This is a genomic window from Methylibium sp. (genome assembly GCF_965279545.1).
Taxonomy (GTDB): Bacteria; Pseudomonadota; Gammaproteobacteria; order Burkholderiales; family Burkholderiaceae_C; genus Methylibium.
The window spans coordinates 127152-139837 of record NZ_OZ257250.1; the positions used below are offsets into that span (position 1 = coordinate 127152).

General features: G+C 62.3%; 10 protein-coding genes. 7 read left to right on the top strand and 3 right to left on the bottom strand.

All coding sequences use genetic code 11. From position 1 onward, the window contains the following. Positions 1-36: 36 nt before the first annotated feature. From ACQY9S_RS00600 to ACQY9S_RS00610, 3 genes are all read left to right on the top strand, one after another. Positions 37-1416, top strand: a complete 1380-nt coding sequence (locus ACQY9S_RS00600; protein ID WP_428422638.1) for a hypothetical protein — start codon at positions 37-39, stop codon at positions 1414-1416. Between the two features lie 11 nt (positions 1417-1427). Further along, positions 1428-2693: a hypothetical protein gene (locus ACQY9S_RS00605; protein ID WP_428422639.1), complete on the top strand. Its 1266-nt coding sequence runs from the start codon at positions 1428-1430 to the stop codon at positions 2691-2693. A 518-nt stretch (positions 2694-3211) separates the two neighbouring features. After that, positions 3212-3457, top strand: coding sequence for a helix-turn-helix transcriptional regulator (locus tag ACQY9S_RS00610; protein WP_428422640.1), 246 nt, complete (start codon positions 3212-3214; stop codon positions 3455-3457). Positions 3458-3596: 139 nt separating this feature from the next. Here ACQY9S_RS00610 and ACQY9S_RS00615 read toward each other — a convergent pair whose 3' ends face one another. Together ACQY9S_RS00615 and ACQY9S_RS00620 are read right to left on the bottom strand one after the other, a co-directional pair. Next, positions 3597-4679: an IS630 family transposase gene (locus tag ACQY9S_RS00615; protein WP_428421530.1), complete on the bottom strand. Its 1083-nt coding sequence runs from the start codon at positions 4677-4679 to the stop codon at positions 3597-3599. Between the two features lie 185 nt (positions 4680-4864). Continuing rightward, positions 4865-5848, bottom strand: coding sequence for an IS5 family transposase (locus ACQY9S_RS00620; RefSeq protein ID WP_428422641.1), 984 nt, complete (start codon positions 5846-5848; stop codon positions 4865-4867). A gap of 50 nt (positions 5849-5898) precedes the next feature. Between ACQY9S_RS00620 and ACQY9S_RS00625 the strand changes: the two genes are divergently transcribed. Further along, complete coding sequence (locus ACQY9S_RS00625; RefSeq protein WP_428422642.1) at positions 5899-6483, top strand: hypothetical protein; 585 nt, start codon at positions 5899-5901, stop codon at positions 6481-6483. A 237-nt stretch (positions 6484-6720) separates the two neighbouring features. On the opposite strand, the gene ACQY9S_RS00630 is transcribed toward ACQY9S_RS00625, so the two are convergent. Next, on the bottom strand, positions 6721-8319 hold the full coding sequence (locus tag ACQY9S_RS00630; RefSeq protein WP_428422643.1) for a hypothetical protein: 1599 nt from the start codon (positions 8317-8319) through the stop codon (positions 6721-6723). Between the two features lie 248 nt (positions 8320-8567). Between ACQY9S_RS00630 and ACQY9S_RS00635 the strand changes: the two genes are divergently transcribed. Genes ACQY9S_RS00635 through ACQY9S_RS00645 form a run of 3 tightly spaced genes read left to right on the top strand, consistent with a single transcriptional unit; the run spans position 8568 to position 12407 of the window. Then, positions 8568-8873, top strand: coding sequence for a helix-turn-helix domain-containing protein (locus ACQY9S_RS00635; RefSeq protein ID WP_428422644.1), 306 nt, complete (start codon positions 8568-8570; stop codon positions 8871-8873). A gap of 38 nt (positions 8874-8911) precedes the next feature. After that, positions 8912-9940, top strand: coding sequence for an AAA family ATPase (locus ACQY9S_RS00640; protein WP_428422645.1), 1029 nt, complete (start codon positions 8912-8914; stop codon positions 9938-9940). Beyond that, positions 9918-12407, top strand: a complete 2490-nt coding sequence (locus ACQY9S_RS00645; RefSeq protein WP_428422646.1) for a S8 family peptidase — start codon at positions 9918-9920, stop codon at positions 12405-12407. The genes ACQY9S_RS00640 and ACQY9S_RS00645 overlap by 23 nt, the downstream gene beginning before the upstream one ends. Positions 12408-12686: the final 279 nt, after the last annotated feature.

The window sequence follows — 12686 nt, forward strand, 5'->3', positions numbered from 1 at the left end:
GTTTGGCCATGCTCTGACATCCCGCCAGCTTTCGACATGCCCATCTTCACGCGCCGCCGCCTGCAGTCCATGCTGAACGATCTTGCTCCGCGCCTGGATGCGGCGAAGGGCAAGGATCTGCTGCAACGCCTCGGGAACAAGCGCGTGGAGCAGGCGTTGCCCGCCGAGATGGAACTGGGGCTGCTCTGGGGCTTGCTCAAGCTCGGCGATGTGGAAGTCGAGCCAGCGTGGTTCGCGCTCGGGAGCCTGCCGGACGCCTATTCCGAGCTGCTCTTTGCACCGCGACCCGCCGCCATCGAGATCGCAGCCATCTCCGATGCCAGCCTGGCGCAGGAGGACGAGATGAGGCGCACGGCGAGCTTGCTGTGCGAAGCGGCCAACCGGATCCGCCGCGGGGAGGGGCACCACTTGCACTTTCACTTTGGGGAGGAGAGCGGCTACACGCCTCAAGGCTACGTGCGCAGACGAAAGGTCGATCCCGAGTTCAAGGTGACGGATGACGTCGCCGCTGAGTTGCGCACGTGGATCGGCTCGGCGGGCAGGGCGGCGCAGCGAGCACCTCTTCGAGTAGCCGCCGGCAAGACCGATCTGGTGGTCACGTGGCGCGAGCACAAGCAGTCCCGTCATTCGAACTTCTTCTCGACGATGCCGGCCGAGGCGTACTCGCTGACCGACAACCCGGTGCACTCAACCCTCAAAGCCAAGGCTGAGCAGTTGAGGAGTGCGGATTTCCAGGGTGTTCGGTGCGCGCTGCTGGCTGATGCTGGAAGCCGCCTGCTCCGTCACCTGAACGAGAGCATGCGCAGTCCGGGAGCGGTCACAGGACGGCAGATCATCGACAGCTTCCTAGCGCAGCCAAAGTGCGGTCTCGACGTGGTTTGCGTCTTCTCGCCTCGACGAGACCCGGACTTCATGTCGATTTCTCGCAAGCCGCTCACTTGGCAGGTGAGTGCCTTCGTTCGTCCTGGGGTCGAGGTAACGATGAGCGGACTCGAAAGGCTGGCCTCTGTGCTGCCGAGGCCACGATTCGAGGGCTACCAGGCCCGCTCATTGCAGCAGCAGGCGGCATACGCGCCGGACAGTCGCGGGTGGTACGTCGGCACCAACATCACGAGTGGAAGAACGAAAATGACGATCAGCATCTCTGCACGTGCGCTTCTTGAATTGTTGGCTGGACGCCTGACGCAGGACCACTTTCAGCACGCGATCGGCACGGACGCCTCAAGAGGTCGGGCAAACCTGTTCAAACTTTGTCTCGATCGCGGCGAGGTCATCTCTGCGGTCCGGCTTGAACCCGGTGGGGTCGATGAAGACGACGATCGCTTCGTCATCGAGTTCTCGAAGGACCCATCCGCCTCGGCGTTGTCCATCGGACCTACCGAGAGCGGTGCTACCCCGTCGACCGATGCGCCGTGAGGGAGGGCACGATGAGCAACGGCGACATCACACGCACCGATCTGTACCGGCGGGTATGGGAGACGCCACTCAGCCGACTGGCACCTGAGCTCGGCTTGTCCGACAACGGCTTGCGCAAGCTCTGCAAGCGCCACGACATCCCCATCCCTGCTCGCGGCTACTGGGCTCGTGCCGCGGCAGGGCAGGCCGTCAAATCAACGAAGCTGCCCCGGCCAGACGACAACGAACGCGTATGGGAACCGCCCACGCCCCGCGAAGCAAAGCGCCGCGAGACGGCTCGAGCACAGGCATCGCTTTCGCAGAGCACGGTGCGCGAAGCCAAGTCTGCCGTCGAAGTTCTGCCCACCGAGATCCGACCAACGCTCGATGGGTGCGACCACCTGGTTCGGAACACGGCGCGCTTCTTCACCGCGTTGGCCGCGAAGATTGAAAAGCGCAAGGCCGAGTTGGAGAAGGAACGAATGCGGCATCCGGGGCGGCCGCAACTGCTATTTCTTGCACCGCAGAGGACGCTGAACGGCCGGTTCGCTCCGGACGAACCGGGATGCCTTCGCATCGTCGCGACCCTGAAGAACATTGATTGGATCTTGCGTTTCCACGATGCGCTGATCCGCGCGCTGAAGTCGCAGGGCTGCAAAGTGGAGGCGCGCGAATGGAACAGGTCTCACCTGGTGGAGATTCACGGCAGCGGCGAACAGGTCGGCCTGTCGTTTGCCGAGGAGTTCGAGACGCGCGTCCGCAAGGATCCACAGCGTCCGTGGGACGACAAAGAGTACGTAGCCAAGGACACCTACAAACTCAAGATCGAGCGGCCTCTCGGGTCTCCCAAGGCCTGGGTCGGCAACCAAGCGCGGTTGGCTGAACTGCTGCCGGCAATCGCACGCGACATCGCCGCGATGCTGGTCGCCCAGGGCGAGGTGCGCAAGGTTCGTGAAGCCGAAGAGGCGGAGCGCAAGGTCGCCGCGGAGAAGCGAGCGGAGGAGAGTCGCGTGTGGTTCGCAGCGCAGAAGCTGATCGCCGATCGGAAGGCGGCTCGCCATGCGCAAGCCGATCGAGCGCGGGCCGCGGGCAAGGCTTACGACGAATTCTTGAGCTTGCGGCGTGTGGTGGCTGAGATGGAGGCGCGTGTTCAGGATGAGACCGACGAAGCCGTGCGCGAATGGCTGACTCTTGTGTGCAGCAATTTGTCCGACCCGATCGAGAGCCTCATGCACGCCATTCGTACAGAGGCCGCGGGTGGCGAAAGGCCGTTGTGGTGGCCCGATGCCGACCGATGACTCCGAGGGATTTGCGCAGATTCAAGTGTCGAGTGGCGCTGGAGGCCGTGGGCTCTGGGTTGGCTTTGCGACCCAGACAGCGTTCAGGCCGGGCGATCTATGCAGGTCACGCGCCACGATGCCATTGCGGCAGTGACCGGAACGACCCGTACGGCCGAGCGCATGATGGTTGAAGCAGTTCATATGTAGCTTAAGAACGGTTTCAGCAGTCTTTCGACTGGCCCGGGACGGCGACTTGCTAGGGTCTGCTGCACAGCAGACCATGGAGCTACACCACGATATGACCACGAGCGTCCGGAAAGCATTGCGATGGGGAGTTCAGCGTCCGCGCACGAATCCCCCGTGCGGGCACGCGCGCGATGCGCTGATGTGTTCCGTTTGTTCGTCATAAGTCGACGGTCAACGTTTATACGAAACAAGTTCGGGGCCTGCTACCACGAGCCCAAACGCGGCGGCCGCGGCGTCGCTACCACAGTCCGAACGCAGGGCGCTCCTCTTCTGATGCGCAGAATGGCGAGATGACTACTGTTTCCCCGAAGGCTTCGGCCCAGAACAATCCATCTCATCCCGTCCCCTCTCTGCCGCATACCGGCTTTGTCAGACAGGAACAGGTACTCGCTTTCATCCCGTTTTCGAGGTCAACTTTGTGGCGCCAAGTTGCAGCTAAGACGTTTCCCGCGCCGGTGAAGCTGACGCCGGGCATCACCGCTTGGCGGGCCGAAGACATCAGGCTGTGGATCGAGAACAGGAGCGGACAGGCCTGAACGTTCAATCCAACTCACGCCCGTGCTTAGGTTCATTGGCTGACGTCAGATTTCACTTGGACAGGCTGTTCCAGCGGTCGCTGAAATCGACATACTGGGTGAAATCCTTGCTAGTGTGGTGCGCCGTGCTGTTCTGTACTTATCTTGAGGCTGCTGCCAGGGCTGCCTTTGCTCGCGTGACCTTGGCCAAGATGTCGGAAGCGCAGGCAGTCCAGATGAAGGGCTTAGGCTCGATGTTGTGCTGCGCGACGTACAGGTCGATAGCCAACTCAAGTTCGGGCACGCTGGTGAAACTGTCGCGGCGGATGCGCTTGTCGGTGATGTCGCGGAAGAATCGCTCGACCATGTTCAACCATGACGCGCTGGTCGGGGTGAAGTGCATGACGAAGCGCGGGTGCTTGGCCAGCCAGACCTGAACCTCAGGGTGGCTATGCGTGGCGTAGTTGTCCACGACCAGATGCAACGTCAGCCCCTTGGGCGTCTTGCGGTCGATCAGGCGCAGGAACTTCAGCCACTCCTCGTGCCTGTGCCGCGGCTGGCACATCGAGATCACGCGGCCGTCCAGTGTGTTCAGCGCAGCGAACAGCGTGGTCGTGCCGTGGCGCTTGTAGTCGTGGGTGACGGTGCCCGCTCGCCCGGTCTTCATCGGCAGGCCGGGCTGCGTGCGGTTGAGCGCCTGGATCTGGCTCTTCTCGTCGCAACTGAGCACCAGCGCATGCTCGGGCGGGTTCAGGTACAGGCCCACAACGTCCAGTAGCTTGTCCTCGAAGCGCGGGTCGCGCGAGACCTTGAAGGTACGGCTCAGATGCGGCTTCAGGCCGTTGTTGCGCCACGCAGTCCGCACGGTCGTCGCTCCGACACCCAGGTGCTCAGCCAGCGTGCGCGTGCTCCAGTGCGTGGCATTGGCCGGCTTCTCGTGCAGCGTGGTCTGCACGATGCGCGACTCCATCTCGGCCATCACGCTGTCCGGGCGCCCGGAGCGCGGCGCGTCCTTGCTCAACGCTTCGATGCCGCCTTCGAGGAAGCGGGCTCGCCACAGCGCCACCTGCCGCCTGTCCAGGCCGACGTCCGCGGCGATGTCCTTGTTCTGCATCCCCTTGGCCGCCAGCAGCACGATGCGCGCGCGCTGCTGCAGCCGCACCTCGATGCGCTTGCGCTGCGACAGCGCACGAAGCTCCCGCTCCGTCTGCACATCCAACTCGATCTTCTTGGCAACCCGCATCGCCCACCTCCTGGGCGGTTGGAGTATGCCGGCGCAAGTAAGTTCTATTACTTCACGCGCACCACACTAGGGAAGGTCTGAACAACGTGCAAACGCAATCGCGTTCGGCCGTTTGAACTGCATCGATGCGCAAGAGCGACGAAGCGTCGAGCGTTTCAGGCGCATTGCGCCGCTTTTCTCGCGCCTCATGCTGTCTGCGGGCGGACCACTCCCGCCATCGCCATCAACTTCTTTCGCGCCATCCACAGGTTCGACAACGCGAACAGCGTGACCACGTGCACGGTGTTCTTCGCCAGTCCCCGGAACCTGACCTTCGTCAGTCCGAACTGGCGCTTGATGACCCGGAACGGATGCTCGACCTTGGCGCGCACGCTGGCCTTGCTGTGCTCCTGTTTCTTGAGCCGCTCCTTCGCCCGGCCCTCGGGCAGCTTGGCCATGTCGCTGGGCCGGCCTGCGATGTGCCATTGCAGATCGTCTCGGGCCACGCGACTTTGCGCGCCGCGGTAGCCCGAGTCGGCCCACACGTTCTCTTCCTTGCCATGCAGCAGATCGGCGATCTGTTCCACGTCCGACTCGTTGGCTGCCGTGGTGGTGACGGTGTGCACGAGGCCGCTGTCGGCATCGACCGCGATGTGCGCCTTCATGCCGAAGTGCCACTGGTTGCCCTTCTTGGTCTGATGCATCTCGGGGTCACGTTCGCCTTCGGTATTTTTGGTCGAGCTCGGCGCCGCGATGATGGTGGCGTCCACGATGCTGCCCTTCTTGAGCAGCAAGCCCTTGCGTGCCAGATGTGCGTTGACGGCCTTGAGGATGTCATCGGCCAGCTCGTTGGCTTCCAGCAGGTGGCGGAAGTTCAGGATCGTCGTCTCGTCGGGGATCGGCTCGGCCAGGCTCAGGTGCGCGAACGTGCGAAGCGAGGCGATCTCGTACAGCGCCTCTTCCATCGCCGGGTCGCTCAGGGCAAACCAGTTCTGCATCAGATGCACACGCAGCATCGCCGCCAGCGGGTACGGCCGACGGCCTCGGCCGGCGACCGGGTAGTGCGGCTCGATCAGGCCCAGCAGCGCCTTCCACGGCACGACCAGTTCCATCTCTTCGAGGAACACCTCGCGCCGCGTCTTCTTGCGCTTGCCGGCGTACTCAGCATCCGAGAAACTGATCTGGCTCATCGTTGCGCGCTCCGTCAATGACCTGCTTCGATCATGCAAGAAACATGCACTTGTTCAGACCTTCCCTAGAGTCGAAGCTTGTGCCGGCGCTTGAAGCGGCGGTCTTCAGGTCCGACTTGAGCGGGTTGGCGGTACGCGCGTTTGACGTGGGCGTCGACTTGCCGGTTGGTCTGTCGGGAGCTGCCTCTATTCCGAGGCCATTGTCGGGGAAGGGCGGACGCCTGCACTTCGTCATGGGCCTGCTGCCGCACGCCACTAGCAGCCTCACATTCGTCGTCGGCGTTGCCGATGATGAAAGTGACCTCATCGCCTACGAGAAACGATGGATGCAGCACGCCTTGGAGTTCCTTTCGATGGTCGAGTCCTGGATGATCAATGGAACGGACCAGTGGTATCTGCGACCCAGCGTATGGGACAAGATGGGCACCAAGCGTCAGGAGTCGATACTTCAGGAGATTGAGGCTTGCTCGAGAAGCGTACACGAGGAGTCCGAGCACGCAATCTTTGACGATGTGCGCCAGAGCCTGCTGCCTTTGTTCGAAGTGGCGAACCAAGCGAGAACTGATGACGCGTATCTGGCGTATGTGCAAAAGCATCGCGACAAAAGCGGCAGGAACGTGCCGAAGTCCAAATGACTCGCCTTAGCAGCCCCGCGGCACGCGGGCCTTTCCCGAACGGCTGATGGGTTACTGAGTCTCCTCAGGCCGGCCTGTCGGTCTCCAGGCCGCTTCCTCGGCAACTCCAGGTCACTCCGCCCGGGATGCAGAGTGCGTTGCCTCAGTGTCAAGGCAGTTCGTTCGATTGCTTCGAGCCATGCGCTTCTCGCCACTGGCGCGACATTGAGTTGGGCGCTGCAGACCCACAGTCGGAATTCATCCCGCAGTGCGCGTCTGATCCGTCCTCTGAGGCGCTTTACCTTCTACAAAGCGGTATACGCACCGAAAGTCGTCGTCCGGCTCCCAACTGACCGAGACGATGTCCCCTTCCTTCACTGTCTCGACATCGACGTCGACACGGGGACGCACGCCGGTGAGTTCCGCCTCGACCATGGGAAGAGGTACACGTCTTCCGAACACTTCGATCTCTTGCTCGGCAAATGTGCAAACGATGTCATGCCTGTCCGGCTCATCCACGAACCTGCGAATATTCCTAATGCCATCGTCAGCGATCACTTTGGTCACGGGCGGGGATTGCAGTTGATGGCGATCGAAGACATAGCGCTCCTCGAAGATGGCAACAACCTGTTCCAGTTCGACATGTTGTTCGCGTGAAAACAGGTCGCTCGTGAGCGGGAGTTTGACCCCAGTGTGTCGTGCAAGCGATCGAGCTCTACCCAGATAGCCCATGTAGTTGTTCAGCCCGCGGTAGTAGTCGCAGGCGGGCGCCGCCCGTAGGTTTCCGTGGAGGGTTTGGCGTCCCAGCACCTCCATGTCTAACGCGGCTCCCCATCCCGATCCGAGCGCGGCACAGAGCTGAGCGATATTGTCGAAATAGGGAAGCTGAAGGACATCCACACCTTCCCAGCCGCTGAGGCTCAGTTCCACCGTCATCGTTGCGCCGTCATCCGATTCTTCAAGCGGCACCACAAGGGTGAGTTTGACCAGGTTGTCGCAGCATTGGCCGACAAAACGTGCGGTTGACTCACCGACGTAGGCCTTACCCGAGAGGTGGTCGAGCACGAAGGGCTGCTGAGATTCCGGATCGAACATCACCAATTTGACGGTGGAACTGATTCCGTTTGGCGAGATAGACAGCTTGGCTTTGGGATTGGAGATTGCTGCGCCGAATGCCGCCTCCAAAATCGGCGACCCAAAAACACTCACGCCTTGCATTGGCACTGTCACCGGCAACGCGTGGTGCACCATGCGAGAGAGCGCTGCGCGCCATGCCGTCACGTGCTCGGCAGGTATTTCCATGGACACGTCGACAGTCTCGCGCGCGCGAAGGGCAATCGTCGAGATGCCATCGCGATACCGTGTCTCAACTCGGAAGCGTGGGTCCATGGACTCCAGGACGTTCGCTGTCGTCAAGTGAACGTTGTTGATCGCCGTAGGTATGAACTTGGTCGCCTGTCCGGTCATTGCGAGTGCGAGCAGATCCGTCGCGTCGCGGGCGGTCGGTAGTGGCGCTCCAAGTTCGAGAACGGAACGAGCTTCGGCTTGCTGTTTCCACTGGCGCAAAGTCTCGGCTGTGTACCGATCGACATCGCGATCCACTTTTCTCGCGCAAACTGCGCAAAGCCAGATGGCATTCTCAATCGCTCGACGCTCGGTTCCGGTCATCGATGCCAGGTAGCGTGCCCCGCCTGGAGACGCCGCATGAATGTGTGCAGCGTCCCCAACATTGTTGACCTCCAGGGGGCGTGCGCCCGCTGCTGCGGTGGGGACGCGGCAGTCCGGGTTCGAACAGCGGTGCGCGACGCGTGCCCGCAATCGCTCGATCACCTTCTTCGAGAAGTCGTCTCTCGCCATGTGCCATTGTCCGACGAGTAGGCTGCGCGACCAACAGGCTCCGTCAGGGGCGATGAGTACTCCAGCGGCGATGAGAGGCAGCTCGAGGCGCTGATTGTCCCCCGTGTGTGCACTGTCCAGGCCTTCAAGGCCGGCCGCTTCCCCCTCGAAGATGTTCTTGGCTGGCCCACAAATTTCACTAATGGTAAAATCAGATGTCCTGGGTGGCAGTGAGAGCAAGAGACAAGTTTTGTGGTCAGAGCGGTCCCATGAACATCGGAAAAGTGATTCGCTGGTGTCGCCAGCAACGAGGCGCATCGCAGGGTCAAGTTGCACTCGCGGCTGATTGTTCTGTCTCGTACCTATCAATGCTCGAGAACAACAAGCGCGACCCGACGCTGTCGACGATCACGAGGATCGCGGATGCGCTGCATGTGCCGGTTGGCGTGTTGTTCGTGATGGCGGCCGACAGCGGTGACTTGGGCAAGATCGATCGCCGATTGACTGAGGAACTCCGACGAGCGGCTGCCGCGTCGATGCCCGGCCCGCCAGGCAAGGAGCTAGCACGTGTTTAGATTTGATGCGCCTGTGTTCATCGAGAAGGGGGGCTGTGATGGCAAGCGCTGACCAATTGAAGGCGTTGGTGAAGTCACATATCAACCGCGACGACGGCCAGTTCTATTCCGTTGCGATGCAGGTTGCCGCACACGAGGCGAAGGTAGGTCACGGGAAACTGGCCGAGGAGCTGCGCGACATGATCGACGCGGCGAAAGCGCGTGCCGTTCCGTCTGAGACCGGCAGACTCCTCCCGCTGGCGAAGCCACGCGGCGAGCTGGCCAACTTGCTGCATGTCAGCTACCCGAAGAGCCGCATGGCCGACATGGTCCTAGATGCGACGCAGGTCGAGCAGATTCAGCGTGTCCTCAAGGAGCAGCGGCTCAACACGCGTATTCGCGAGCACGGGCTTTCGCCACGTCGCAAGCTTCTTCTCGTAGGGCCACCCGGCACCGGCAAGACGATGACCGCTTCGGTGCTGGCCGGAGAGCTCGGTGTTCCCTTGTTCTTGGTGCGGCTGGATGCTCTCATCACCAAGTTCATGGGTGAAACCGCAGCCAAGTTGCGTCAAGTGTTTGACGCCATCAACGAGGTACGTGGCGTCTACTTCTTCGACGAGTTCGACGCCATCGGTTCACAGCGCGGGTTGGCACACGACGTCGGCGAAATTCGACGCGTGCTCAACAGCTTCCTGCAAATGATTGAGCACGACCAGTCGCACAGCCTGATCGTCGCAGCGACAAACCATCCCGAGATTCTTGACTACGCGCTGTTCCGCCGCTTCGACGATGTGTTGGAGTACCACCTGCCGACGGCCGACCAAGCTGGCGAGCTGATCCGCTCGCGACTTGCACGCTTCGCGCCGAAGCCGCTGCCGCTCAAGTCGCTCGCAACGAAGGCCAGTGGCCTGAGCTACGCCGAAATTCGACGGGCCGTGGACGAGGCGATCAAGGAGGTGGTCATGCACGAAGGAGAACGTGTGCCAGTGGATGCGCTGGCGCGCGCGCTTGAGGAGCGGCGTCGGCTGAGCCACAAGCTAGAACAAAACAACAAGCCCGTGAACCATGCCGGAAGCGCCAGCCGATAAGCGGGCGCACCTCGTCCTTCACGATACATCCCAAGCCCTGGGGTTCACTGCTCACAGTCCTGGGGGCGGTGCCAAGGCTCTGCCGGAGCGTGACCGCCAGGCGCACGGGCAGGTGCTGCGAGGGCAACTGCAGGTGCTGGAGCCGATTGCCGCCGAGACCGCACAAGCTCAGCGTGAGCGTGGCCTGGAAAGCGGGATAGGCCTGCAGATCGAGTTCGAAGGGCAGCCCGACGTTGAACTCGCATTCCAGAGTCTGGCGAACGACGCGAAGAAGATCGAACTCCTGAGCGTACGCAAAGCGGGTGACGTGACCTTCGCGAACGTCTTCGTCCCCGACGGAAAGCTTGAGCACTTCGAGCGATACATCGTCGACTACCTGGCCGACCGCAAGGGCAAGGGCGATCGTTCGCTGGATCACAAGGCGCTGATCAACACGATCTCGGCGATCCGTCGTGCCGAGTTGCGCGCGCTCTGGACCGACGACGTTGAACTGCTGCCCGCCGATCCGACGGCTGCCTTCTGGTGGGAGGTGTGGCTGCCGGTGCGCGGTGATCGACAGCAGGTGGTAGCTGACTTCCGCGCGCTCGCGCAGGCAGCTGGTTGCGAGGTCAGTGCGCACCAGGCTCAGTTTCCGGAGCGAACGGTGGTCCTGATGTTTGGATCCCAGGCGCAGTTCGGGCAAGCGGTGATGCTGCTGAACTGCGTAGCCGAGTTGCGCCGGGCGAAGGACACTGCCGAGTTCTTCGATGGCATGGGTGTCGAAGAGCAGGGCGCCTGGATGAACGACCTCCTGGCGCATGCCCAATGGCCGGCGGCCGGGGCCGCTGCGCCGCACGTCTGTCTGCTGGATTCGGGAGTCAATCGCGGGCATCCGATGTTGGCGCCCGTCCTCGAGGCGGTTGACCAGCACACGGTTGAGCCGGCTTGGGGGGTCGACGATTTGGCGAACCACGGTACTGGGCTGGCTGGCTTGGCAGCCTATGGCGATCTCACTGATGCAGTTGGGCAGGCTGCGCCAGTGGTGGTGTCGCATCGGCTTGAATCGGTCAAGCTGACGCCTGTCGAAGGCGCCAACGCGGGAGATGCAAGGCACCACGCATACTTGTTCGCGGAGGCTGTGAGTCGACCAGAGATCGCACAACCGGATCGCCAGCGCGTGTTTACGACTGCCGTCACGGCCTCGGACTATCGCGATCGTGGACGGCCTTCTTCATGGTCCGCGATGCTCGACCGTCTGGCGGTGGATGTGGACGGCGGAGGCGAGTCGCCTCGGCTTTTCGTGCTGGCTGCTGGCAATACGCGCGAGCACGATGCTTGGATGGCGTATCCCGACAGCCTGTCGACGAACCTGGTGCACGACCCGGGCCAGGCTTGGAATGCGCTGACGGTTGGCGCCTGCACACACAAGACGGACACGGAGATTGCGACGCTCGCGGCGATCGCGGCAGAGGGCGGTCTGAGTCCGTACACGACCACATCGCGGACCTGGGATAGCGCCTGGCCGCTCAAGCCCGACGTTGTGCTGGAAGGCGGCAACGTGGGCAAGGATGATCTCGGCGCCGCCGGCGTTCCATCGCTCAACCTGTTGACCACCCACAACGTGCCTGACGAAAGGCTGTTCACCACTACCAACGCGACGAGCGCGGCGTCCGCGCTGTGCGCGCGCATGGCCGCGCAGATCATGGCGGCATATCCCGAGCTCAGACCGGAAACGGGCCGCGCGCTCATCGTTCATGCGGCCGAATGGACGCCGGCAATGCGGCAAATGTTCCTCCCAGAGGCTGGTGCGCCGAGCAAGCAGGACTACGTCAACCTGATTCGGCACTGCGGTTGGGGCGTGCCCGACCTTCAGCGGGCGCTGTGGAGCGCGGGAAACTCGCTCACCTTGGTGGTGGAAGATGTGGTGCACCCCTACGTCAAGGACGGCAAGCGAGGCGTCGTCAGCCGCGACATGAACTTGCACGAGCTGCCTTGGCCCAAAGAGGAGCTGGAGGCGCTGCAGGATGCGAAGGTCCAGATGCGCGTGACCCTCTCGTATTTCGTCGAGCCCAATCCCTCGGCGCGCGGAGCGGCATCGAAGTTCCACTACCCCTCGCACCGACTGCGGTTCGACGTCAAACGGCCACTCGACCTCACCACCGACGATTTCGTGGCGCGAATCAACGCTGCGGCTCAGCAAGAGGACGACGGGGCTGCAGCGAATCCCCGCGATGCCGATTGGTACCTCGGCGATCGCCGGCGTCATCGAGGCTCACTTCATCAGGACGTGTGGGAAGGCACGGCGGTCGATCTCGCGAGTCGAGGCTTTATCGCCGTATACCCGTCGGCCGGGTGGTGGCGCACGCGGCCGGCCCTTGAGCGCTACGCTTTGCCGGCTCGCTATAGTCTGATCGTGTCGCTGCGAACCGACCAGGTCGATGTTGACCTCTACAGCGTGGTCGCCAACAAGGTCGGCATCGTCGTGTGAGCGGGAGCCTGTTCCAAGACCTCGGGTTAGTCGTCCGTGGTGAGGTCGAAGAAGTGTTCAGCCACGAACAGCTTCCTCGTCGATCGCCCATGCCATTGATGAGGGAGGGGCGGCACGAGAGGATGTCAGGGTTTGCCACTCCGCGGCAGGCAGCGTTGGTGCAAGTTGACTGGGCACGACATCAATGCGACAGCGGGTCGCCTACCTTGCGCTGTTCACTGGCTCATGCCCTTGTTTGCCGAGGTAGGGCTTCCCAATCGAGTGGCGGGTCACACTCAA

Coding starts and splice junctions, on each gene's coding strand:
- ACQY9S_RS00635 (WP_428422644.1), top strand. CDS start 8,568: ATGAACATCGGAAAAGTGATTCGCTGGTGTCGCCAGCAACGAGGCGCA.
- ACQY9S_RS00645 (WP_428422646.1), top strand. CDS start 9,918: ATGCCGGAAGCGCCAGCCGATAAGCGGGCGCACCTCGTCCTTCACGAT.
- ACQY9S_RS00640 (WP_428422645.1), top strand. CDS start 8,912: ATGGCAAGCGCTGACCAATTGAAGGCGTTGGTGAAGTCACATATCAAC.
- ACQY9S_RS00610 (WP_428422640.1), top strand. CDS start 3,212: ATGACTACTGTTTCCCCGAAGGCTTCGGCCCAGAACAATCCATCTCAT.
- ACQY9S_RS00630 (WP_428422643.1), bottom strand. CDS start 8,319: ATGGCGAGAGACGACTTCTCGAAGAAGGTGATCGAGCGATTGCGGGCA.
- ACQY9S_RS00620 (WP_428422641.1), bottom strand. CDS start 5,848: ATGAGCCAGATCAGTTTCTCGGATGCTGAGTACGCCGGCAAGCGCAAG.
- ACQY9S_RS00600 (WP_428422638.1), top strand. CDS start 37: ATGCCCATCTTCACGCGCCGCCGCCTGCAGTCCATGCTGAACGATCTT.
- ACQY9S_RS00615 (WP_428421530.1), bottom strand. CDS start 4,679: ATGCGGGTTGCCAAGAAGATCGAGTTGGATGTGCAGACGGAGCGGGAG.
- ACQY9S_RS00605 (WP_428422639.1), top strand. CDS start 1,428: ATGAGCAACGGCGACATCACACGCACCGATCTGTACCGGCGGGTATGG.